Consider the following 21,320-nt stretch of genomic DNA (forward strand, 5'->3'; position numbering starts at 1 on the left):
TCCCGCGGGCCGGTCATCACCCTGGCCGGATGGGATCGCGAGCCGCGACCGGCGGGGCGAGGCTCACCCGGCGGAGGTGATGTGCCCGCCCGCCGTGCCGATGTGCGATGGCCGCGGTCGTAAACCCAGTTCGGAAAGGACGGTGACCGTGGAGACGTTGACCATCTGGCTGTTCGACTCGGCCGACGGCGCGGAGCTCGCTGCGGAGCGCTTGAAATCCCTGGCCAGGAACCGGCTCATCACGGTGCACGACGCCGCGATCGTGGCGTGGCGGGAAGGAAAGGACAAACCGAAACTCCGGCAGCTGCACAACCTGGCGGGCCGGGGCGCGCTCACCGGCGCGTTCTGGGGAATGCTGTTCGGCCTGATCTTCCTCGTACCGCTGATCGGCGCGGCGCTCGGTGCCGCCACCGGCGCGCTCGGCGGTTCGCTGTCCGACTACGGCATCGACGACGACCTGATTCGTCAGGTACGGGCGGAGGTCACCGAAGGAACGTCGGCGCTGTTCGTGCTCAGCTCGGGTGCCGTCATCGACAAGGTGCGGGAAGCCTTCGGTGGTCAGGCGAGGCCCGAGCTGATTTTCACGAATTTGAGCGAGGAACAGGAAAAGACGCTTCGCGACACCTTCACCACGGAACAGGAGACGGAGACGAAATGAACGAGCGATGGGGTGCCGAAGCGGATATCACCGACCATGAAACGGCAGGGCGGCGGCCGGGAAATCATCGGACCGCGCTGGGACGCCGGTCGATGTGGACGGGCTGGCTTGTCTTCGCGAGCGTGATCATGGTCATTCTCGGCGTGTTCAACGCGATCGCGGGAATCGTGGCGCTGTTCCGGCGCGGGTACTACATCGTGGGTCCCGACTACTCCCTCGTGCTCAACGTGACCGGCTGGGGCTGGGCGCATCTGGTGGGTGGCGCGGTGGTGGCGATCTCCGGCGCGGCCCTGTTCTCCGGCACCGGGTGGGCCAGGCTCGTCGCGGTGCTGTGTGCCACCGGCACCCTGCTCACGCACCTGATGTTCCTGTCGGCCCATCCTGTGTGGTCGACGATCGTGATCGCCCTGTGCGTCATGGTGATCTGGGCGGTCGTCGTCCACGGCGAGGAAGCCCCCGACGCGCCGTGGTGACGACTCCCGGGACGTCGCGAGCGCTCGTGGTTCTGCTGGGCTTCGCGGCGGTCGTGGTCGGCGTCGCCGGGATCAAGGCCGTCGCCTGGCTGGCCGCGCCGACGTTGCTCGCGGCCGTCGTCGTCATCACGCTCAGCCCCGTGCACGGCTGGTTGCGGCGCCGCGGATTTCCCCGCTGGGTGGCGACGACGGCGCTCATGACGTTCGTTTACGGGACTTTCGTGGCGTTCGGCGTAGCGATGATCGTTTCGGTGACCGAGCTGGCGGCGCTGCTCCCTCGGTACGCGGACCGGGCCGCGGGGCTGGCCGCCGACATCACCGGCGCACTGGGGCGGCTCGGCATCGGGCCGCCCCAGCTCCGTGACGTCACGAGGGCGCTCGATCCGGGCAAGCTCCTGTCGTCTCTCGGCTCCCTGCTGTCGGACCTGACCGGTGTCACCACGAGCCTCGTGTTCCTGCTGGGGCTGCTGCTGTTCCTCAGCGCCGAAACCGCCGAAACCGAGGGCCGGATGGCCGGGATCGCCGGTGACCGGCCCCGGACCGCCGAAGCGTTGCGGGACTTCGCTCGCCGCGTTCGCCGCTATCTGGTGGTGACCACGGTCTTCGGTCTCGTCGTCGCGATCATGGACACCGTCGCGCTGCTGCTGCTCGGCGTTCCGCTGGCGGTGCTGTGGGGCCTGCTTTCCTTCGTGACCAACTACGTCCCGACCATCGGTTTCCTCCTCGGCCTCGCACCGCCCGCCCTGCTCGCGCTGCTCGACGCGGGCTGGCAGGCGATGCTCGTGGTGATCGCGGTGTACGGCGTGCTCAACTTCGTGGCGCAGTCGCTGATCCAGCCTCGTTACGTGGGCAACGCCGTCGGCCTGTCCGCCACGGCCACCTTCGTCGCGCTGGTGTTCTGGGCCTGGGTACTCGGCCCGCTCGGCACCCTGCTGTCGGTGCCCGCCACCCTGCTGGTCCTGGCCGTGCTGGTCGACGACCCCGGCCGCGGCTGGGTCATGGCACTGGTGGGGTCGGCCCGCGGCCGGAACGGTCAGAAGAGGACGAGGCCGATGAAGAGCAGGCAGGCGAAGATGTTCATCAGCCAGCCGTGGTCGGTCATCCAGTCCCGGATGGCGGGCATGACGCGCACCGCCCGCCGCCGGAAGAGAAGATAGCCCAGCAGCGGCAGCGCGGCGATCAGGACCGTGGCGCCGAGGAACGGGATCGCCGCGGCGAAGTCCGCCCCGGCACGGGCGAGCGTGACGCCGACCGTGCACATGACGACGACGTCGGAAGGGAAGAACCCGACGAGCAGGAACCCGGTACGGAACGCCCGTCCCGGCCCTGCCGTCAGCAACGAGCCCAGCCACTTCGGTGGTTCCGCGGTCTTGCGGCCCGTCCAGTTCCGGACCGCCAGCCACAGCAGGAACGCGATCAGGACGTACTCGACGATCGTGGCGAGGGAGCTGCCGGCGGCGGAAACCGAGGGATCCGGCGGCAGGAACCCCGCCAGCCAGGTCGTCAACGCCGTCCCCGCCGTGACGGCGACGGCGACGCCCGCGACGAAGGCGAGCGACACCGGCACGGCGCGTTCCACCGTGATCAGGATCAGCGCCGACATGATCTGCGGCCCGGCCATCATGGTGATCGCGAGGGGCAGCACCGCGAGCCGGCCGTCCGTCATTCCGCGCTCCCGTCCGATGTTGTCCGCTCCGGAGGCCGTGTCCCGGCCGAGCGCGTTGCCCGCCACCGGGTGCCCGACGATGACGGACAACGCTCGCCCGACGGCGTGACCGTCGAAGTGCTCCCGTGCTCCGCGGTTCAAGACTGCGCGCCGCGGAGCACGGTTTTCCTCGCCTGCCACGGGTGAATACGTATCGCGTAGTCCGTCACGCACCGCGAGGAATGCGTCCCGTCCGCCACTCTTCGCGACGGGAAATCCGTGCGAACGGTGCCGACTCACCCGCTGGGGAGGAGGTGACCACCGGGCGGGGTGAGCAAGATCGGTTCCGTTTCAGCCGTTGCGGGACGGGAAGGGAGACACCAGGTGGGCACTGTGCCACATCGACGGTCCGGGATCAGGATCGCACTGGCGGGAATCATGGTCGCGTTGCTGCTCTCCGCGCAGCGCGAGCCGCGACAGTCCGGCTTTCCTTTGGACGCCGTGGTTTCCGGTATCGCCTTCGCGCTGACCGGGGCAACCAGGACGGTCGCCTTCATCGGGCATCTCATCGCCGCCGCGGCCGCGAAGGACACCGGCCGGTGAACCCCGGGAACGGCTGCGGGGAACCGGCTGTGGTGCCACCGCCCAAGCTCGCCCCGCCGGTGCCCGCCTGTGCCGTCCTGGACCGGGATCGGCTGTTCACCGCATTGGACAAGGCGACCGGCGGCGACGTCTCCAGCGTGACGTTGCTCAACGCGCCGGCCGGATCCGGGAAAACCGTCCTGCTCGACAGCTGGCTCCGCCGAAGATCGCGGGCGCGCGTCCCGGCGGAACACGTGGTGTGGATTTCCCTGGACACCGACGACAACGACGTGTTTTCGCTGTGGTCATCGCTTTTCCGGGCCCTGTCCCACAGCGTCGAGGCCCGCGTCTCCACCCGGGACTCGCCACCACGCGACACGCCCTTGCACGAATGCGTCGCGGCCTTCATCGACGCGTGCCGCGAACTCGCCCGGCCCGTGCTGCTGATCCTGGACAACGTGCACGAACTCTCCGCCCCGGACGCGATCGAGAGCGTGAACATCCTGCTGCGTTATCTGCCCGCCGGGGTACGGGTCGTCCTCGCGACCCGGTTTCCCCCGCCCCTGATCCTGCCCCGGCTCCGGCTCGAGGGGCGACTGCGGGAAATCACCCCGCACCAGCTGAACTTCACCAAGCAGGAAGCCGAAACCCTGCTGGCGGGCCACGACCTCGCGCTCACGGAGACCGAGCTCGACGCGGCGCTGGAACGGACCGAAGGCTGGGCCGCGGGACTGCGGTTCCTCGCTCTGTCGGTGACCGCCGCGTCCGACACGGGCCGGACGATCCGGGCCTTCACCGGTGACGACCGCCAGCTCGCCGACTACCTGTCCGAAGAGGTCGTCGGCCCGCAGCCCGCCCACATCCGCGACTTCCTGCTGAGCACTTCGGTGTGCCCCGACGTCACCGGCGAACTGGCCACCCGGTTGACCGGGCAGGAGAACTCCGGGCAGATCCTGGACACCCTCACCCGCACCAACGCGCTGGTCACCCGGCACGGCCGCGACGGCTCCCGGTACCGCTGTCATCCGCTGCTGCGCGACTACCTGCGCGCGGAACTCACGCGACGTCATCCCCGGGCGTATCGCAAACTCCACCGGTCGGCGGCGGAGTGGTACACCCATTCCGGTGACGTGCTGACCGCGCTGGAACACGGGATCGCGGCGCGGGACGAGGAACTCATCAGCCGCTACCTCCAGCGGTCCGGGCTGCAGACCGTCCTCAAAGGACACGGCGGGCGACTGCTCACGCTGCTCGACGCGATGCCCGAGCACGTTCTCGCCCGCCCCCAGGTGGCGCTCGTCGCCGCGGTGACCGCGCTGGACGCGCACGACGTCACGGCCGCGGACCGGTGCCTCGGCAGGGTCGACAACTCGGCCCAGCCGCTGCGCTCCGCGCGGCTGCGGGCCCTGCACGCCGTGACGGCGCTCTACCGGGCACGATACGGCGGGAAGCTGGACGAGGCGTTCGCCGAACTCGGCACCACTACCGCCGGCGACACCGGCGATCTGGATCTCGACCTGCTCGCGCTCGTCAACCGCGGTACCGCGGCGCTGTGGCTGGGCGACGTCGCGAGCGCCGGCACGGACCTGGAGCTCGCGCTTCAGACGGCCACTGTGGAGAAACGCGACGCCGTCCGCCTGCACTGCGAGATCCACCTCGCGGGTCTCGCCGGTGCCAGGGGTGATCTGGCCGAGCTGGCCGAACGCACCGGCGCGGCCAGGCGGCTGGCCCGCTCGCGCGGCTGGGACGGGACCGGGCGGTGCGCCCTGCTCTACGCGCTCCTCGGTGCCGCCGCGTACGAGCAACAGCACGACGAACGTGCGCACCGGTTCGCCGCGCTGGCGGACCGGCTGCTGCCTCCGGCAGTGGAGCCCACCACCGAGCTGTTCGCGATGACACTCAAGGCCGCGGTCGAGTTCGGCCGTGCCGACGACCCGCACGCGGTCGTCGAAACGCTGCGTGGTCTCGGGAAGCGGCTCGCGGCGGAGACCCTCGCCCCGAGTCTCGTCGCCTACACCGCCCCGATCGAGCAGCGGCTGGCGCTCCGAGTCGGCGAACCCACCTGGGCGGCGGAAGTGATCGAGCGCCACCGGCAGCTGCTCGCCCCCTACGCCGAGCACGCGCTGCTCATCACGTCTCTGCACGTACACCGGGGAAAAACCGGTGCCGCGCGACGTCGTCTGCAGCCCGTCCTCGACGGACAGATCCGTCCGCTCGTAGCGCACACGCTCATCGACGCCTGGCTCCTGGAAGCCCTGCTCGCCGACCAGGCCTGCGAAATCAACCGGGCACACGAGGCGATTGGCAAGGCACTCGACCTCGCGACGGCCCCTCGCGCGCTGCGGCCGTTTCACACCGCCGGACGGCACATCCGCGAGCTGCTCGTCCGCGGCTCCGGAAGGTTCGGTCGCGCGGACGAGTTCGCCGACACCGTGCTCCGGACGCTGCCTGCCGATCCCGTGACCCCCGTCGATCCGCTGACCTGCCGCGAACTCGAACTGCTCACCGAACTGCCGTCCATGCGCACCACGGAGCAGATCGCCGACTCCCTGTTCGTCTCCGTCAACACCGTCAAGACACACCTGCGCGGCATCTACCGCAAACTCGGTGTCAACCACCGCCGCGACGCCGTCGTCGCCGCCCGGCGCCGTGGCCTGCTGTGACCCTGCGATGGGATGGTATTGCTGTGAAGGGGTCCTTCATGGCGTCCAGCGCACCAAAGGGTCCCTTCAGCGCGTTAAAGTCCACAAAGGACAAGCGTGGGTGGACCCGAGGGTGAGGCCACGCTCTCACTCCGAGCGAGAAACGACGGGGCATACGGATCAGGTTCTGAGGTGGATGGTGTTGCGTCGTGGTGTGCGGGTGGCGTCGAGCCAGGTGGGTGGGATGAACTCGGGGAGTCCGTCGGTGGTGATGTGGACTTCCCATGGGGAGTGGTGGATGAGCTTGTGGTGGATGGAACAGGGGAGGACGAGATTGTCCACTTTGGTCTCGCCGTGGTGTGCCCGGTAGGTTACGTGGTGTGGTGTGCAACGGTAGGTGGGGGCATCGCAGCCGGGGAAGGCGCAGCCGCCGTCGCGGCGGGTGAGGGCGCGGCGGATGGCGGGGGTGGCGAGGCGTTGGGCTCGGCCGACGTCGAGGGGTTCGCCGTGTGTCCCCAGGACCATGGGGATGATCTTGGCGTCGCACGCGAGTCGTCGTGCTTCGGCTGCGGTGATCTCGCCGAGCAGATCAAGAGTGGCCTGTCCGATCCCGGTCCGCAGTTCCTTGAGTCCGACGGTGACGACAATGTGGGTGGCTTCCCCGGCCTGCGTGGGGAGGTCGGGGTGTTCGGCCCACATCCGCATCAGCTCGGAGAAGGCGCAGCCACGCCGTTCCCATTGGGTTCGGGTGTCGCGGCCTTCTTCTTCGGTGGCGGGGCGGGGTTTGGCGAGTGGGTCCAGCATGGCTTGCAGGCGTGCGGAGGTTTCGTCATCGACGCGGGCCTTGATCTGATGTCCGCCATCCCGATGCGGGGCGATGGAGAACTCCGGCTGGAACGGTTTCGGTTCCCGGGTTTTGGGTTCCCGGCCGTCGGGGTCGAGCTGGGCGAGCAGGCGTCGTCCGGCGGCGCGGATCTCCCGTGGTCCGGCGGCGCGGGCAAGTTCGGCGAGGATCTTCTCCGCCTGCTCCCGCTGATCCGCTGGGACTGTCTTGGGGAGTTTGTCGAGCACGCGCAGGATTTCGTCGATCTGGGCGGCGCCGATCGCGCCCTCGGATGCGGCTTGTGCGGTCGCGGGTGCCGTGGGTGGTTGTGCGCCGGTGGTGAGGTCGTGGGTGCTGTTCAGCGCTAGTGCCCGCGCTACCCGGGTTTTCGCCTCCGCGTAAGGGATGTTGAGTGTTTCGTGCAGTAGCCGCGGGAGGTTGCTGTAGCCGGTGCTGTCCTGCACTCCGCGCCGTTCCAGCTCGGCGAGCACCTCACCTTGGACGGTGGCCTCGCGGCGCTGGACGCGTTCGGAGTCGAAGAGTCTGTCCAGCAGGCAGCCGACATCGACGCGTCACCACTCGGTGGGCGTTGCGGAGGTGCTGCTGTCGACTGACATACCACCACGATACTCCGCTCGATCGAACATGCGTGCTATCGATCGGGTGAACCTCGGAAACGTAGTTTTCCTTGCTGTGTAAGGGTTTTGGTGATCATTTCCTGAGGGATGGTCATAACTGACCCGGCTCGCCTGACTGACGGGCGAGACGGCACTTGTACGCGGCACGCCGCTACGGCGACCTGGCCGCGCGGATCGTCGAGGTCATGCTGTCGGTGTCCACAGTGGACATAGCCTGCTCAGGCGGGGCCGGGCACGACGGCAGGCAGGTCCGCTTCGCGGCGCAGGATTCGCCAGCACAGGTAGACGCAGGCGGCCAGGGTAGGCGAACTGAGCAGCGTGCTGGCGATGCCGAGGGCGACGACGTGCCCGGCCACGTACAGCGGCAGCAGCACCGCCACCTCGATGACGAGCTTCGCCAGGAACACCGCTGTGCACAGTTGATAACGCCGTCGTCGCGGCCGGTCCCGTCGCCAGCCGGAGCGGTCACCGCGTGCCGCGCCCACCACCACCCCGATCATCGGCCGGCGCACCAGCATGGACACCAGGAGCACCACCCCGGCAGCCGAGGGGAGCAGCAGGCTCGTGAGGTAGAAGTCCACGCCCTGCCCACTGCTTCCGGCCAGCAGCGCGGAGACGCCGACGATGACCAGCCCGGCCACCGGCTGCCAGTACTTCCGGTCGGTGCACATCCGGATCACGGCGAACACCACCACTCCGCCGACCGCCACCAGCGCGGAGGCCGTCACGCGGCCGGTCAGCAGGTAGGCGATCAGGAACAGCACGCGCGAAACGATGGCTTCGGCGACCGTGCGCCAGCCACCGACGGCGGTGAACAGGGACAGCGATTTCCTGGTCAGCAGGGTGAGGTTCATGCGCTGTGTCCCACGGGAAAGGAGTCCTGGCGCATCGTTTCCTCGTAGGCACCGATCGCGGGGAGCAGTTCTCGCTCGCCTCGATCCGCTTGGCGCAGGACATCGCGAAGGCGGTGCGCGTCCCGCATCGCGAGGTTTCCGCCGAAGCCGGGAGCCAGGTGGATGGCGTCGCCGATGAGCGTCACCGGGCCGGCGGGCCAGGGCGGCATCGGCGGGATCGCCCCGATCCGCAGCGACGCCGTGAGTTCCGGCCAGGCTTCGTCGACGATCAGCCGCAGCGCCGGAGGCAGGTCCGCCGTCAGTTCCCGGGCGCGGCGCCACGAATCGGCCGGTGATCGGGCGTGCTCCCGCGCGGCGGGCAACGCCCACATCACGTAGTCCTCGGCGTCGTCGATCACGGGGGAGTGCAACGCGGGCAGCCAGCGGTCCCGCGCGGCCGCTGGTGGCTCGGCGAAACGATGGACGCCCAGTGCCATGGTCGTGCCGCGTAGCCGCGCGGCAGCCGGACTGCCGCCGATCAGCGCGGGCAGCCCGCCGCGGGCCGCGGCGCGCAGGGGAGTCGCGCCCATCAGCATGTGCCGGCCCGTGTCGGTCACCCGTACGTGCGGCAGGTACTGGCGGCGGACCGCCGAACCGATCCCGTCCGCGCCGACCAGCACGTCCGCGGCGTCCATACCGCCGTCGGCGAACCGCGCCAGCACCGTGCCGCCGGCCCGCCGGTCGAACCACACGAACTCCTTCCCGAACCGCACCACGTCGTCGAGACCGCACAGCAGCACCGCGCGCAACAGCCGCCTGCTGACCTGTCTGCCGGGCCGCGCCACCGTGCCGTCGGCCGGACGTGCCCCCGAGACCGTCACCTCTCCGTCCACTTCGGACAGCAGCAGGGTCTGTTCGCGCGGGCCGCCCATGGTGGCCTCCGCCATCGCGACGTGCGATGGCGGCAGGCACGCGCGCAGCGCCGTCGTGCCCCGGTCGTCGAAGTGCAGGCTGACACCTTGCGGGCGCCCTCGTGCCTGGTCCCGCTCGTACACCACGACGTCGATCCCTGCCCGGCGCAACCCGTGGGCCAGCGTCAACCCGCCCAGTCCCGCGCCGATCACGATCACTCGCATCCCCGTCGCCCCTATTCTTCATCGCCCGATGAAGTTCACGGTAGCGCGGGTCGGTCCTCAAACTCCACCAGCCGATGAAGAAATCTCCGGATAGACTCGCCCGGCCATGAACGAACACAGCCCAGGCCGCCCCGGGCGCTGGCGGTCCGGTGCGGAGAGCAAGCGGCGGATCCTCGAGGCCGCGCGCACGTTGTTCCGCGCGCACGGCTACGGCGGCACCACGGTGCGCGCGGTCGCCACCGAGGCGGGCGTCGACTCGGCGATGGTGTTCTACTTCTTCGGCACCAAGCAGGGCCTGTTCGCCGCGGCCACCGAAATGTCCGCCGACGTCCCGCCCGCGCTGGAAGCGGTCTTCGACGGCGGTCTCGACGGCATCGGGGACCGCCTCGTCCGGACACTTCTGGAGAACCTGGACAAGTCCGACCGCACCCCGCTCGTGACGCTCACCCGGTCGGCGCCCACCCACGACCAGTCCGAAACGCTGCTCCGCGAGTTCATCGACCGGGAGGTCACCGGCAGGCTGGCGGCACTGCTCGGCACCCCGGACGCCGCGCTGCGGGCGGGCATGGTGAACGTGCAGCTGCTGGGCCTCACCGTGACGCGCTATTTGCTGCGGCTGGAACCGATCGCGTCCGCGTCCGTGGACGAGCTCGTGAGCCGGTTCGGCCCGATCGCGCAGCACTGCCTGACCGGACCGCGGTAACAGTTCCCGCTGTCGGATTTCTGTGATCCAGGTAACAGGGTGAGAACGCGTCATGGCGTCGTGCTCACGAGGTCGCGTTGCCGACCAGCCTGGATCCTGAAGAACGCGAGGCGCGATGCCGATGAGCCGGAAACCAGCGAGCCCGGCGGTGGCGGCGGGCCACCGCGTCACCTACGTGCCGGGGAGACCGCGGGACACCTCGCGGCGGCAGCTCTGCCGTCGCGGCGTGGTCGCCGGAGCGCCGGTCGCCGACACGCACACCGACGTCACCTGGGTGCCCGTGCGGCTCGACGATCACGCCGACGACACCGAACCCGTGTGGATCCGCGCGGACACGATCATCGACGTGGTGGCGGTGTGATGGCAGGCGAACGGTCCACCCCGACCCCCATCTTCGACAGCCTGCTCACCGAAACCGGGCTGGACTGGCCCGATCCGGCCAAGAGCGGCAGCTCCGAGCCCGCGGACGGCGAGGAGAACCCGGAGCGCTGACGAGGAAGCGCTTTCCTCGCGTCGGCCTGAGCACGACCACGCGGTGTGCCAGGGTATCGGGGTGGAAACCGATCTCACGGCGACCGAACACGCACTGGTCGAGCACGTGCGCCGTGGCGAGGTGTTCGCGCCCGGTTCGCCGGACGGCGGCGCGCCGGTGCTGCGCGCGTCGGTCCTGCGCGACATCGCGCGCGGGCGGCTGGCCACCGACGCGGACCCGCACGGCCTGTGTGTCCGGGGCGCGCTTGTCGAGGGCAGGCTCGACCTGGACCACATCGGCACCGACCTGCCGCTGGTGTTCGACGCGTGCCGGTTCCCCGCCGGCCTGACCGCGCGGGGCGCGCGGCTGAGCATGGTGGTCCTGCGCGACTGCGTCGTCGGAAGCTCGGAGCCCAGCCTCGGCGCGATCGACCTCGGGTCGGCGACGATCGCGTACACACTGCGGCTCACCGGCACCCGGATCGGCAACGCGGGCGGCTTCGCGCTCAACGCCGGGAACCTGCGACTGGGCGAGAACCTCTGGCTGAACGGGGGTTTCACGGCCACCGGCTCCGACGGGTACGGCGTGGTCCGGCTGGACAACGCACAGGTCGAGGGCGATGTCATCGGCAACGGGGCGACCATCACCAACGAGTCAGGGCCCGCCCTGCAGGCCGAGGGTTTCCAGGCCGGGCACGCGATGCTCTTCCGTGACGGGTTCACCGCCACGGGCGCGGGCCGCCACGGCGCCGTGGCCCTGCTCGCCGCGCGTGCCGGTTCCGTCGAGTTCGTGCGGGCGGTCCTGCGCAACGACTCCGGGCCCGCGCTCATGGCCGATCGGTTCGAGGTCGCCCACGCGTTCCTGCTCGACGACACGACGGTCGCGGGCTCCGGTGAGGTGGCCGCGATGCGGCTGGACGGCGCCGCGATCGGCAGCCAGGCGGCCTTCCCGCGTTCGACCGTCACGAACGATTCCGGCTCGGCGCTCTCGGCGGAGGGGGCCTCGATCACCGGAAGTGTCTTCCTGTGCCCGGGTTTCAGCGCCACCGGCGCGGGCGATGCCGGTGCCGTGCGCCTGCTCGGCGCCCGCCTCGGGGGCACCGTCGACGTCGACGGTGCCGTGCTGTGCAACGATTCCGGGCCCGCGTTCGTCGCCGTCGCCTGCGAGATCGGCCAGGGCTTGCGGATGCGGGACGGTTTCACCGCCACCGGCACGGTGGACCTGGCGAACGCGCGGATCACCGGGCCGCTGGAGTGCACCGGCGCCCGGCTCGACGGCGGGTCCGAACCGGCGCTCGACGCGCGGAAGGCGCGGATCAGCGGGAATCTGCTGCTGTGGGACACGACCGCGGACAGCGCGAGTGAGGCCAGCACGATCCAGTTGCGGGGCGTGCACGTCGAGGGCCAGCTCGACGCCCGCGGTGCCACCGTCGGCAACAGCCGGGGGCCGGCGTTCGAGGCGAGTGTGGCGACCATCGAGCAGGATCTGTTCCTGCGCGACGGTTTCAGCGCGTCCGGGGCGGGCGAAGACCGGGCGGCCGTGCTGCTCGTCCGAAGCCGGATAGCCGGTCAGGTCGCGATGGACGGGGCCACGGTCGGCAATCCGGCCGGTCCCGCGGTGAGCGCCTACCACCTGAAGGTGGGCCAACGGCTTTTCCTGGACGAGGGGCTCTCGATCCGCGGCGGCGGTACCGGGAAGGTGCTGAACCTGTCCGACGCGCGGGCGGACGGAGGACTTTCCTTCCAGCCCAAGGAGTTGACGCACGCGGCGGATCCCGGGCGCCGCCTCTCGGCGGACGGGTTGCGGTACACCGGGCTGCCGACCGGGATCGGCACCGACGCGTGGCTGGAGCTGTTGCGCTCGGGGACCGCCGAGTACACGGCGCAGCCCTACCAGCACCTCGCGGCCGCGCACCGCGCCGCCGGGCACGACCGCGAGGCACGGCGGGTGCTGATGGCCCAGCGCCGCGACCAGGTGCGCCGGCGTGCGCTCACCGGGCGCGGCGAACGCGCGTGGGCGCGGTTCACCGGGGTGACGCTGGGCTACGGCTACCAGCCTTGGCGAGCCTTGGTGGGTTTCGTGGCCACCGTCGCGGTGTCGGTACTGCTGGCCGTGCTGCTCGGCGGTGCCGGTGGCCTCACCGCGGCCCCGGCCGGCCAATACCGCACCGAGGCACGCGCCGCGCCCGCGGCCGTTTGCCCGCCGCTGGACCGGGTCGGTGCCGGTCTCGACCTCGGTACCCCGCTGCTCAGCACGCGGGCCCGATGCGAAGCGACCGGCACGGCGGTGGGCCAGGCTCTCACCGTGGGCGGCTGGCTGCTCCGCCTGCTCGCGTGGACCTTCGCCACGTTGTTCGTGGCCGGGTTCACCGGCGCCGTCCGCAAGAACTGACCGGCTTCGGCACGTCTTGTCGGAGGAAGGGTGCGACAGGCGAAGGTCACCGCTCCAGGGGCTTGACGGGCTGCCTCAGGACCGTCTTGAGCCTGGCGGGGGCCGTGCGACGCGCGTCGCTGAGGTAGATCTCGTGGTGGTCGCCGTTGAAGGTGAGACCGTTGCCGGGGAGGTAGTGGTGGTGGAGGCGGTCCAGGGTGGGGGTTTCGTCGTCGTAGGAGCCGATGTGGAGGATCTGCACGCAGGTTCCTTCGGCCAGGGTGCGCGGCCGGACGTCGCCGAGCGCGGCGTTCTCCTTCTTGCGCGCGACGGTGTCGATGGCGGCCTCGACCATGTCTTCGGTGATCCAGTCCGGCTGGCTGATCATCATGGTCCACTCCCAGGCCTCTTTGCGTCGCGTGAGGAAGACGGAAGGGTCGTCCGCTCGCCATAGTCCCTCCAGCGGGCCGACCACGAAGTCCCGGCCGAGCGTCTTCTTGCTGGCGAACTTGAGCGCGTATGCCACCCCGTACAGGGCTTCGACCGCGTTCGCGTACGCGGTCGCGGTGTTCGGATCGCCTCGGCCGTCAACCGCGATGTACCGGAACTCGGGCACCTCGACGACAGTGAACTCCTTTGACGACGGCGAGTAGAGCGCCCGGTGGGCTTTCTTGATGTCGTACTTGTCCACCGCGGTCTCCTTCGTCAGTGTGTCCACTGTGGTTTCGGTCCAGCCGAGATCCGCCGCGAGCATGGCCTCGCCGTAGTCGAAGATCGCGGAGGCGGCGGTGGGCAGGGGTGCCTGGCGGGAGCGCGCCGCCCGGACCTCTGCGAGGTGTTTCCGCAGCGCTTCGCGGCGCCGCGTCAGTCCGGCGACCACGTCCGCGTCCGGCAGTCCCGGGCTGTTGGCCATCGAGACCAGGACACGCGCGTGGATCGGTGTCAGCGCCGCCAGCCCGTCGCGCGTGGCGGCGGCGCAGAGGGCGCGGCCCGGCCGCGTGGCGCGGAAGGTGGTGCGCGACTTGCCGGACGAGGGCGCGCCGGTCGCTTCGATCAGGCCGCGCTTGGCCAGTTTGTCGAGTACGTAGTAGATGGAGGAGAAGCCGAGCGCGGTCCACGCGCGTACTCCCCGCTCCTCGATGACCCGTTCCAGCTCGTACCCGTGACGGGGCTGCTCGACGAGCAACCCGAGCACGGTCAGCTCGCCATCGGTCAGCTCTGAGGTCATGACGATTATTCTAACACTAGAATAGTGAGAGCGGCGCGCCCCGGGGACGCGGCGGCCCGCGGCTGCGAATCCGGAAAGCGTGTGATGTGGAACACGGCTATTCGAGAACCTTTCCGCGCCCCCTGTCGTCTAGCCGGATATGGAGACCCAAGGAACGCATTCCCGGAAGAGCATGGCGGATTGGCTGGTGCGCCGGATCCGGGTCTCCGTCGGCGGTTCTTCCTGGCGGCTCATGACATTTTCCGGAGTACTCGTTCTTGTGCTCCTCGGCCTTCTGGATCTCGCCTATCGGAGCCGATTCGGCGATCTGCACAGCTTCTACCAGGGTGTCCTCGCCTGGTGGCACGGTATGGATCCTTATGGACAGTTGCCTGCCACCTACGCGGGCGGGACTCCCGGGTTCATTTACCCGCCATTCGCGCTGCTTCCGCTTTCGGTGTTCGCAGCGCTGCCGTTTCCGGTCGCCGCGGTGCTGTCCGTGGTGTTTTCCGTCGCCTGTCTGGCCTTTACCTGTTTCGTCGTGTTGCGTGGGGTCTGGCCGCAGGGAGGACGTCGCGGTTGCGTGCACGCCACCGTGGCGATCGTGCCGTTCTTGCTCCTGCTGGAACCTGTCCGCAACACGATCGGGCAAGGTCAGGTGAACCTGTGGCTGATGGCCATGGTCGCGGCCGACTGCCTGGTGAAACGTCCGAAGTGGCCACGAGGGATGTGGATCGGCGTCGCGGCCGCCATCAAGGTGACCCCGGCCGCCTTCGTGCTGTTCTTCTTGGTGCGTAAGGACTTCCGGGCTTCGATCACCGCGGCGGTCACCGCCGTGGCCGTGACCGGGGGCATGTTCGCGCTCCTGCCGGCCGAGTCGGCCCGGTTCTGGCTCGGCGGAGTGCTCGACGGCCCCGCCGCCATCGTCAACCGGGAAAACCAGAGCATCACGGCCGGGCTGCACCGGCTCGGTCTGCCCGCCGGCTGGGTCACCGGGACGTGGTTGGTCCTGGCGGTGCTGGTCCTCGTGGTTTCGGTGCTGCTCATGCGCCGGGTGGGTGCCGAAGTCGCGATGGTCACCAATGGGGCCGCGGCGCTGCTGGTCTCGCCGTTGTCCTGGACCGCGCACTGGGTATGGGCGGCGCCCGCGCTGGTGGTGTTCGCCGCGAGGGTCCTGCCCGCGAGCGCGGGACGTCCGGACCGGGTACGGAAGCGAGGCTGTTACGCGATCCTCGCACTCGCCGTGTTTCTCCTGGCCGGACCGCAGGTCCTGACGCCCGCGGAAGGTCCGTGGACAGGGTGGCAGCACGTACTGGTCAATGCCTATCCGCTGGTTACCATCGGACTGTTCCTGGCGGGTGTCCTCCGAACCGCGACGGCTCCGGCGAGGCCTCGGGATCGCCTGGCGAGGCCCCGAGCCGGATGGTTACCCGCTCCGGTCCGCGCTGTCCGCACAGTCATCGTGGCACAGCGACGAACCTTGAACCGGCCTGCTCTGTCCGAAGTGGAGTAACTGACGGGGGAGGGGAGGTCACCCCGCGTTCGGCACCGCGGCCAGTGGCCTCGCCCGGACGAGTAGTTCGCCCATCCGCGGCGACGGTTCCACGCCGAGTTCGCGATGCAGCAGTGACCGATAGCTTTCGTAGGTGAGGAGCGCTTCGCTGTAGTTGCCTTCGGCCAGGTGGATCTCCATCAGCAGCCGTTGTGCGCTCTCCCGCAACGGTTCCGTGCGCATCGCCGCCAGCGCGGCCTCCACCGCGTCACCGTGGCGTCCCGTCTCCAGATCACGGACGGCAAGCGCTTCCAGCGCGTGCAGGCGCAGCTGGCGCAGCCGCTCCCGTTCGATGAGGACCCAGTCGTCGTACCAGCCGGGCAACAACTCCCGCATGTCGCGGAACGCCCTGCCGCGTGCCTCGCTGTCCCTGGCTCCCTCGGCCGAGACGAACCGGGCCGTCCGCACGAGTTCGTCGACGTCGACCCGGACCCATTCGTGCAGGCGGAGTGTCTCGCCCTCGGCGGCCACCATGGGAGCGCCGAGCTGGTGCAGCCGCCACAACGCGCTGCGCAGTCGTCCGGACGCCTTCTGCTCGTCGGACTCCGGCCACAGCGTGCCGACGGTGTGCGCCCGGGTCGCCTGCTGCCGCAGCCCGAGGAACGCCAGCAGCCGCTGCTGTGTCCTCGGCACGGCGAGCCGCCGGCCGTCGCAGTCCAGGACGAAACCGTCCATCAGGGTCAGTCGCACCGTGCATCCCATGTCTCCCCCGCACGAGAACGCCTTCCCGCGAAGCGTTGTCCCGTGCGTGATCAGCATGCGCCGGAACCGGACGGCGGGTCCCGGCCGAAAGGGCGGCCATGCAGGCACAGGTCGCGTCCGGTTGGGCCGTTCGGCCGTATCGGGCAGCCCGGCCACCTTGTGGAAACCTTTCGGCGGATGTGCCGGAAGCGCTTGACCCGTCGGGAAACCTGGTGCGCTTCAAGGGCGAACGCAGCAGACGGGTGTCGCAACTCACGTCTTGACGAGAACCGGGAGGGTCGCGCGCGGCGTCTGGCCGGGTGAGGGACGGAATCGGCCGGAGTGGCCGGTCTCAGCCGCTCACCAAGAAGCCGGCGGCCCCGATCCGCGCGAGCGCGTGGACCGAAGTGAAGGGAAACGCAGATGAGCAACATCGTTCTGGCCCAGCAGGCCGCCGAGACCGTCAACCTCAACAAGGGTCTCGCCGCCATCGGTTACGGTCTCGGCGCGATCGGCCCCGGTATCGGTGTGGGTCTGATCTTCGCCGCCGTCATCAACGGCACCGCGCGTCAGCCGGAGGCCCAGGGCAAGCTGCAGAGCATCGGTTACGGAACCTTCGTGCTCACCGAGGTGCTCGCCCTGATCGGTATCGTCATCTACTTCATCGCCTCCAGCCGGAGCTGAGTCCACCCCCGGACACCTGAGAATCATCGAGAAGCGGCGCGACGACCGGGATTCGTCGCGCCCGCTTCCTCTTCGTTTCCTTCGTCGCGCTCTTCGATCAGCGCGTCCGTCCTATTCGGACGTCAGGTTCTCCGTACGGGTAGCGCCCTGCTGGGTGCGGGTGAGGGCGATCGTCTGCCCGCCGCCGTCCCAGGCCTGGTAGTCGAAGGTCGCGGTAGCGCCCGCTTCCAGTGCGACGCCGTGGCGCTGGAAGGTGCGGACACCGTGATCGTCTTCTCGTTGCACCTCGACCGCGTACGAGCCCTTGGCCTTCGCCCGGGCGGCGTCGACGGTGAACGGACCGCCCTCGGGCGGCAACTGCGCCTTGACGGTGCCGTTGTCGCCGACCGCGACGTCCTGCAGGGTGAAGCTGTAGAAGGAACGCGGGTAGGTCGCCCCGAGGACCAGGGTGGGGGATTGCGGTTTACCCGGGGTGTAGGTCAGATCGCCGGTCTTTTCGCTGGGCGTGATGGTGTCCACCTCGCCGGGCTTGAGCCGGATTCCCTCCACCGCCATGTCGAAAGCAGACCCGATGACGGCGACGGACTCGGTGTCCTCGGCCTTCAGAGCCGAGCCGTCGAGCGTGATCTTGAAGGGGACTCCCTTGGGCAGGATGTAGTAGGGCTCCAGGTTCTCCTCCCAGGTCGCCGCCAGCCTGGTCATGGCCTGCGCGCCGGGGATCTCGTTGACCAGCTTGCCATTGACGTATCCGGTACGACGGCCGGCGTCGTCGGTGATCACCAGGTGGCCGTGGTCACGAGGGTTGCCGTTGAGGAAGATCTCGACCGCCTCGCCTGGGGCAGGCGCCGAGCCGGCCGATCCGGTGCTGCCGGTTCCGCTGGGCGGCACCGGCGGGAACGGCTGCTGCTGCAGGCCGGGATTGCTCGGGTTCATCCACAGTGTGTTCGTGTTCGCGTCACCGTCGTAGGTCTCGGCCGGATCGTTGGGGTGGGCCGCGGTGGTGTACTTCCAGGTGTTGGCCTTGCGGTCGACCTCGATGCGCTGCACGGTCTTGGGGAAATTGTTGTCGTAGATGAGGATCTGGGCTGTCCCGTCGCCCTTGTCCTCGACCGCGTAAGGGGTCACCGCGTGCCCGCCGCTGCCGTCGCGCTTGAAGATCCCGATCGTCCAGGTCTCCGGGTTGTCCGGCCGCAGTTCCTTGAGCAGCCGGTCGACGATGTCGTTGGGGGTGCCCGTCACCTTGTTCTGCAGCACCGTGGGCATGAACTGATGCACGAAGGTGTAAGCGATCTCCTTCTGGGCCGACGCGTTGTCCTTCGGCAGTTCCACCGTCGGTTTGCCGCCGAGGTCCGCCGGGTTCAGCGTCTTCTTCCACCACAGCAGACTGGCCACCGAGAAGCCGTAGCAGTGCCCGCCGTTCATCCCGGCGTTCTGCTGCTCCATCCACATCTGGGCTTCCGGCGTGAGATCGCATTTGCCCACCGCGGCGTCGGCGCAGACCTTGTCACCGAACAACCTGCGCATCTCGTTCGAGGTCAGGTTCGTGATCCCCTCCTCGTTGCCGTAGTTCTGGAACCCGAAGCCCTCCTTGTCCGGCCGGAACCCGGTGTCCGCCTTCAACGGACCGGAGGCGCTGTACTGCTTGCCCGCCTCCGGGCTCGCCGAAGCCGTCTGGCCGGTCGTGGCGCCAGTGTTCGACGAGCATCCGGTCACGGTGGTACCCGCGACGAGCAACCCCGCCGCCATCACCGCCTTCCACCTCAGCCGCCCAGGCCCTCCGGCACGGCAATCGGCCACCGTCATCGTTTCCCTCATTCCTGTCCGACGCACAGATCCGCCCGCGTCGTCTTTGCTCGACTCTGTTCTCGCCCGGTGGTCAGACAGCGACACCGTTCCCGGGCAGCCGCGTACGCAAGTGCGTGTCACGGCACACCGGTCAGGTTTGCTCGCCGCCGTCAACGCGGCATCAACAACCGTTAAACGCCTTCGCGGCGCCGGTCGTCAGAATCGAGTGCGGAAACGTAAGCCGGCCTCATCGGCAAGGTGGCGGGGAGGGAGCGGTCTACTGGTCCCTCTCGCCCGCACGGCTCGCGTCTTTCCCCTGCGTCGCCGTCCAGTCGCGGATCGCGGCGACGAACTCCTCGGGCGCGTCGGACTCCACGTAGAGGCCGGCGCCGTCGACGATCACGGTCTTGTGGCCGGGGAAGGTCGCTTCCAGGCGCTCCCGCTCCCGGGGGCGGAAGCCGATTTGGGCGTTACTCCACACGATCAGTGTCGGCAGGTGGCCGAGGTCGGCAACGCCGGCCTCGACCTCGGCGAAGAAGGCCCTGCTCGCGGTGATCCGGCCGGGGAGTACGGCGGAGGCCTGCCGCCGCTCGGGTGTGTCCAGCACGCGGCGGTAGTGGGTCGTCTCGGCCGCGGTCGGCTTCCGCCTTCGGTGGCCCATGGGGATGAACGCCTTGGCGACGAGGTTGAGCCGCCGGGCCAGGAAGCGCATCGGGGGGCCGCCGGCGATGCGGGCGAAGGCCTCGAAGTAGGGGTCGCCGTTTACCGGCCAGGCCCAGGCGTTGGCGAGTACCAGCCGTTCGAAGACGCCTGGCCGGCGCTGCGCGGCGGCCAGGCCGATCGGGCCGCCCCAGTCCTGCCCGACCAGAGTGACCCCGTCGAGGCCGAGCGCGTCGACGAACCCGGTGACCACGTCCGCGTGCTCCTCGGGCAGGTAGCGGTAACCGGGCTTCGGCGTCGACAGGCCGAAGCCCGGGTAGTCGAGGGCGACGCACCGGAATTCGCCGCGCAGCGCGCGGATCACGTCGCGCCAGAGGAACGACCAGGTCGGGTTGCCGTGCAGGAGCAGCAGTGTGGGGCCCGATCCCTCGTCGACGTAGTGCACGGTGTGCCCGTCGATATCGACGAAGCGGCTCTCGAACGGGAACAGGCTGTCGTCGACCCAAGCAGGCCGCACTCGCTCGCTGGCACCGGCCATGGTGGCCCCCTCCCGGCTCGGCCTTGCGGTAGACTTGAGGTTGTCACGCGCACTTGAGAAAATCAAGCAGAGAGGTCCGATGCGGAGCTACGGCCAGTACTGCGGGCTCGCCCGGTCCCTCGAAATCGTCGGCGACCGGTGGAACCTGCTCATCGTCCGCCAGCTCCTCGTCGCCCCCGCCCGCTACCGGGATCTGCTCGACGGGCTCCCCGGCATCGCGACCAACCTGCTCACCGATCGGCTTCGCGACCTTGAGGCATCGGGCGTGGTCGAGCGGCGGCTGGCCGGCGAAGGCAGCGTTGTCGAGTACGCTCTCACGCCGTGGGGCGCCGAGCTGCGCCAGCCGATCGAGAGCCTGATCCGCTGGTCCGTCCCACTGATGGTCCGCGGCCCCGAGGGCGACTCCTTCCGCCCCGAGTGGCTCGCCCTCGCCGTCCCCGCCCTGCTCGACGCCCGGGTCAAGGTGCGCGCCCCGGCGACGGTCGGCCTCGAGATCGGCGACCCGCCTTTCCAGCTCCGTGCGACGCGCTCCGGCTTCGAGGTCGGCCCGTATGACGGCCGCGCCCTCGACGCCACCATCCGCGCCGACCCCGCCTGCGTTCTCGGCCTCGCCGCCGGCGCCCTTACGCTCGGCGACGCCCGCGCCCTGGGACTGGTCGAGATCGACGGTGACGAGTCCGTCGCCCGCGCTGTCTTCGCCGCCTGACGGGCCGGCAACGGCGCTGTGCCCGCCTACCAGGAAGGAACCATGCAAACCGCTGTCAAGCGCTTGACCATCACCGCGATCTGGCTGATCGCCGCCGGGGCCGCGTTGCTGGGTACGGGATTCATCTTCGAAATCATCACACCACCCGATACCGGTGCCAATATCGGTGCCGCCGGGTGCTTCTTCCTCGGCCTGTGCGCCACAGGGATGGGCCTGCTGCTCGGCGTGGTGGCAGCACTGGCCTGGCTGCTGGGCCGGAAGGGTGACCGGCGCCTCGCTGTCCCTCTCCTGGCCTGGGAAAAGCGTCTCAGGCGCTTGACCGTCGCCGCGGTTGGCCTGATCACCATCGGGGCCATCGTACTGAGCTGGGGAACCTTCATCTTCGCCAGCGGAAGTGCGGGCAGCGGCATCAGAAATGCTTGTCCATACTTTCTTGCCGGCCTCTGCATTGCCGTTGCGGGCTTGCTGGCAGGGATTCCACCCGCGTTGTATCGGTTGTCGCGGCGGAGGAGCGGTGTCGACATCTGACGTT

The 21,320-nt window shown here is 69.5% G+C and carries 20 protein-coding genes and 1 pseudogene; 13 read left to right on the forward strand and 8 right to left on the reverse strand.

The window, feature by feature from the left end:
• Positions 1 to 148: 148 nt before the first annotated feature.
• From ACFW0G_RS11310 to ACFW0G_RS11320, 3 genes are read left to right on the forward strand one after another with little or no spacing between them, the layout of a single operon-like run.
• On the forward strand, positions 149 to 658 hold the full coding sequence (locus ACFW0G_RS11310; protein WP_378324871.1) for a DUF1269 domain-containing protein: 510 nt from the start codon (positions 149 to 151) through the stop codon (positions 656 to 658).
• Positions 655 to 1,131: a hypothetical protein gene (locus tag ACFW0G_RS11315; RefSeq protein WP_378324872.1), complete on the forward strand. Its 477-nt coding sequence runs from the start codon at positions 655 to 657 to the stop codon at positions 1,129 to 1,131. Before ACFW0G_RS11310 ends, ACFW0G_RS11315 begins: the two co-directional genes overlap by 4 nt.
• Positions 1,125 to 2,288 carry an AI-2E family transporter gene (locus ACFW0G_RS11320; protein WP_378324874.1) on the forward strand — a complete coding sequence of 388 codons (1,164 nt, stop codon included), beginning with the start codon at positions 1,125 to 1,127 and terminating at the stop codon, positions 2,286 to 2,288. Before ACFW0G_RS11315 ends, ACFW0G_RS11320 begins: the two co-directional genes overlap by 7 nt.
• On the opposite strand, the pseudogene ACFW0G_RS11325 reads toward ACFW0G_RS11320, so the two are convergent.
• Positions 2,231 to 2,797, reverse strand: a pseudogene (locus ACFW0G_RS11325) (GAP family protein); the annotation flags it as partial. The gene ACFW0G_RS11320 and the pseudogene ACFW0G_RS11325 sit on opposite strands and share 58 nt — an antisense overlap.
• Positions 2,798 to 3,160: 363 nt before the next feature.
• Here ACFW0G_RS11325 and ACFW0G_RS11330 point away from each other — a divergent pair.
• Both ACFW0G_RS11330 and ACFW0G_RS11335 read left to right on the forward strand, forming a co-directional pair.
• Positions 3,161 to 3,379, forward strand: a complete 219-nt coding sequence (locus tag ACFW0G_RS11330; protein ID WP_378324875.1) for a hypothetical protein — start codon at positions 3,161 to 3,163, stop codon at positions 3,377 to 3,379.
• Positions 3,376 to 6,021: a LuxR C-terminal-related transcriptional regulator gene (locus ACFW0G_RS11335; RefSeq protein ID WP_378324876.1), complete on the forward strand. Its 2,646-nt coding sequence runs from the start codon at positions 3,376 to 3,378 to the stop codon at positions 6,019 to 6,021. Before ACFW0G_RS11330 ends, ACFW0G_RS11335 begins: the two co-directional genes overlap by 4 nt.
• A gap of 159 nt (positions 6,022 to 6,180) precedes the next feature.
• On the opposite strand, the gene ACFW0G_RS11340 is transcribed toward ACFW0G_RS11335, so the two are convergent.
• From ACFW0G_RS11340 to ACFW0G_RS11350, 3 genes are all read right to left on the reverse strand, one after another.
• Positions 6,181 to 7,377 (reverse strand): DUF222 domain-containing protein, encoded by a 1,197-nt coding sequence (locus ACFW0G_RS11340; RefSeq protein WP_378324966.1) that lies wholly within the window; start codon positions 7,375 to 7,377, stop codon positions 6,181 to 6,183.
• Positions 7,378 to 7,679: 302 nt separating this feature from the next.
• Positions 7,680 to 8,315: a DUF3159 domain-containing protein gene (locus ACFW0G_RS11345; RefSeq protein ID WP_378324877.1), complete on the reverse strand. Its 636-nt coding sequence runs from the start codon at positions 8,313 to 8,315 to the stop codon at positions 7,680 to 7,682.
• On the reverse strand, positions 8,312 to 9,430 hold the full coding sequence (locus tag ACFW0G_RS11350) for an FAD-dependent oxidoreductase (RefSeq protein WP_378324878.1): 1,119 nt from the start codon (positions 9,428 to 9,430) through the stop codon (positions 8,312 to 8,314). The genes ACFW0G_RS11345 and ACFW0G_RS11350 overlap by 4 nt, the downstream gene beginning before the upstream one ends.
• Positions 9,431 to 9,536: 106 nt before the next feature.
• Between ACFW0G_RS11350 and ACFW0G_RS11355 the strand changes: the two genes are divergently transcribed.
• From ACFW0G_RS11355 to ACFW0G_RS11370, 4 genes are all read left to right on the forward strand, one after another.
• Complete coding sequence (locus ACFW0G_RS11355; RefSeq protein ID WP_378324879.1) at positions 9,537 to 10,133, forward strand: TetR family transcriptional regulator; 597 nt, start codon at positions 9,537 to 9,539, stop codon at positions 10,131 to 10,133.
• 121 nt (positions 10,134 to 10,254) lie between these two features.
• On the forward strand, positions 10,255 to 10,494 hold the full coding sequence (locus ACFW0G_RS11360) for a hypothetical protein (RefSeq protein WP_378324880.1): 240 nt from the start codon (positions 10,255 to 10,257) through the stop codon (positions 10,492 to 10,494).
• A complete protein-coding gene (locus ACFW0G_RS11365; RefSeq protein WP_378324881.1) occupies positions 10,494 to 10,625 on the forward strand; it encodes a hypothetical protein in 132 nt (43 codons plus the stop codon). The genes ACFW0G_RS11360 and ACFW0G_RS11365 overlap by 1 nt, the downstream gene beginning before the upstream one ends.
• Before the next feature lie 61 nt (positions 10,626 to 10,686).
• A complete protein-coding gene (locus ACFW0G_RS11370) occupies positions 10,687 to 12,996 on the forward strand; it encodes a hypothetical protein (protein WP_378324882.1) in 2,310 nt (769 codons plus the stop codon).
• A 46-nt stretch (positions 12,997 to 13,042) separates the two neighbouring features.
• Here ACFW0G_RS11370 and ACFW0G_RS11375 read toward each other — a convergent pair whose 3' ends face one another.
• The gene (locus tag ACFW0G_RS11375) at positions 13,043 to 14,203 is read right to left on the reverse strand and encodes a GyrI-like domain-containing protein (protein WP_378324883.1); all 1,161 of its coding nucleotides are present in this window, start codon (positions 14,201 to 14,203) and stop codon (positions 13,043 to 13,045) included.
• A 139-nt stretch (positions 14,204 to 14,342) separates the two neighbouring features.
• On the opposite strand from ACFW0G_RS11375, the gene ACFW0G_RS11380 reads away from it, so the two are divergent.
• On the forward strand, positions 14,343 to 15,695 hold the full coding sequence (locus ACFW0G_RS11380; protein ID WP_378324884.1) for a glycosyltransferase family 87 protein: 1,353 nt from the start codon (positions 14,343 to 14,345) through the stop codon (positions 15,693 to 15,695).
• Between the two features lie 18 nt (positions 15,696 to 15,713).
• Here ACFW0G_RS11380 and ACFW0G_RS11385 read toward each other — a convergent pair whose 3' ends face one another.
• Positions 15,714 to 16,424, reverse strand: coding sequence for a BTAD domain-containing putative transcriptional regulator (locus tag ACFW0G_RS11385; RefSeq protein WP_378324885.1), 711 nt, complete (start codon positions 16,422 to 16,424; stop codon positions 15,714 to 15,716).
• 414 nt (positions 16,425 to 16,838) lie between these two features.
• On the opposite strand from ACFW0G_RS11385, the gene ACFW0G_RS11390 reads away from it, so the two are divergent.
• A complete protein-coding gene (locus tag ACFW0G_RS11390) occupies positions 16,839 to 17,099 on the forward strand; it encodes an ATP F0F1 synthase subunit C (protein WP_378324886.1) in 261 nt (86 codons plus the stop codon).
• A gap of 111 nt (positions 17,100 to 17,210) precedes the next feature.
• Here ACFW0G_RS11390 and ACFW0G_RS11395 read toward each other — a convergent pair whose 3' ends face one another.
• Together ACFW0G_RS11395 and ACFW0G_RS11400 are read right to left on the reverse strand one after the other, a co-directional pair.
• Positions 17,211 to 18,845 (reverse strand): hypothetical protein, encoded by a 1,635-nt coding sequence (locus ACFW0G_RS11395; RefSeq protein WP_378324887.1) that lies wholly within the window; start codon positions 18,843 to 18,845, stop codon positions 17,211 to 17,213.
• A gap of 316 nt (positions 18,846 to 19,161) precedes the next feature.
• Complete coding sequence (locus tag ACFW0G_RS11400; protein WP_378324889.1) at positions 19,162 to 20,082, reverse strand: alpha/beta fold hydrolase; 921 nt, start codon at positions 20,080 to 20,082, stop codon at positions 19,162 to 19,164.
• A gap of 79 nt (positions 20,083 to 20,161) precedes the next feature.
• Here ACFW0G_RS11400 and ACFW0G_RS11405 point away from each other — a divergent pair, with 79 nt between their 5' ends.
• Positions 20,162 to 20,788: a winged helix-turn-helix transcriptional regulator gene (locus tag ACFW0G_RS11405; protein WP_378324890.1), complete on the forward strand. Its 627-nt coding sequence runs from the start codon at positions 20,162 to 20,164 to the stop codon at positions 20,786 to 20,788.
• A gap of 42 nt (positions 20,789 to 20,830) precedes the next feature.
• Positions 20,831 to 21,316 (forward strand): hypothetical protein, encoded by a 486-nt coding sequence (locus ACFW0G_RS11410; RefSeq protein ID WP_378324892.1) that lies wholly within the window; start codon positions 20,831 to 20,833, stop codon positions 21,314 to 21,316.
• Positions 21,317 to 21,320: the final 4 nt, after the last annotated feature.

Source organism: Amycolatopsis sp. NPDC058986 (genome assembly GCF_042741125.1).
Classification (GTDB): Bacteria; Actinomycetota; Actinomycetes; order Mycobacteriales; family Pseudonocardiaceae; genus Amycolatopsis.

Bases quoted from the DNA above. Each gene is read 5' to 3' on its own strand.
- ACFW0G_RS11315 (WP_378324872.1), top strand. From the start codon at position 655: ATGAACGAGCGATGGGGTGCCGAAGCGGATATCACCGACCATGAAACG.
- ACFW0G_RS11345 (WP_378324877.1), bottom strand. From the start codon at position 8,315: ATGAACCTCACCCTGCTGACCAGGAAATCGCTGTCCCTGTTCACCGCC.
- ACFW0G_RS11350 (WP_378324878.1), bottom strand. From the start codon at position 9,430: ATGCGAGTGATCGTGATCGGCGCGGGACTGGGCGGGTTGACGCTGGCC.
- ACFW0G_RS11355 (WP_378324879.1), top strand. From the start codon at position 9,537: ATGAACGAACACAGCCCAGGCCGCCCCGGGCGCTGGCGGTCCGGTGCG.
- ACFW0G_RS11360 (WP_378324880.1), top strand. From the start codon at position 10,255: ATGAGCCGGAAACCAGCGAGCCCGGCGGTGGCGGCGGGCCACCGCGTC.
- ACFW0G_RS11365 (WP_378324881.1), top strand. From the start codon at position 10,494: ATGGCAGGCGAACGGTCCACCCCGACCCCCATCTTCGACAGCCTGCTC.
- ACFW0G_RS11375 (WP_378324883.1), bottom strand. From the start codon at position 14,203: ATGACCTCAGAGCTGACCGATGGCGAGCTGACCGTGCTCGGGTTGCTC.
- ACFW0G_RS11380 (WP_378324884.1), top strand. From the start codon at position 14,343: ATGGAGACCCAAGGAACGCATTCCCGGAAGAGCATGGCGGATTGGCTG.
- ACFW0G_RS11390 (WP_378324886.1), top strand. From the start codon at position 16,839: ATGAGCAACATCGTTCTGGCCCAGCAGGCCGCCGAGACCGTCAACCTC.
- ACFW0G_RS11395 (WP_378324887.1), bottom strand. From the start codon at position 18,845: ATGGCGGCGGGGTTGCTCGTCGCGGGTACCACCGTGACCGGATGCTCG.
- ACFW0G_RS11400 (WP_378324889.1), bottom strand. From the start codon at position 20,082: ATGGCCGGTGCCAGCGAGCGAGTGCGGCCTGCTTGGGTCGACGACAGC.
- ACFW0G_RS11405 (WP_378324890.1), top strand. From the start codon at position 20,162: ATGCGGAGCTACGGCCAGTACTGCGGGCTCGCCCGGTCCCTCGAAATC.
- ACFW0G_RS11410 (WP_378324892.1), top strand. From the start codon at position 20,831: ATGCAAACCGCTGTCAAGCGCTTGACCATCACCGCGATCTGGCTGATC.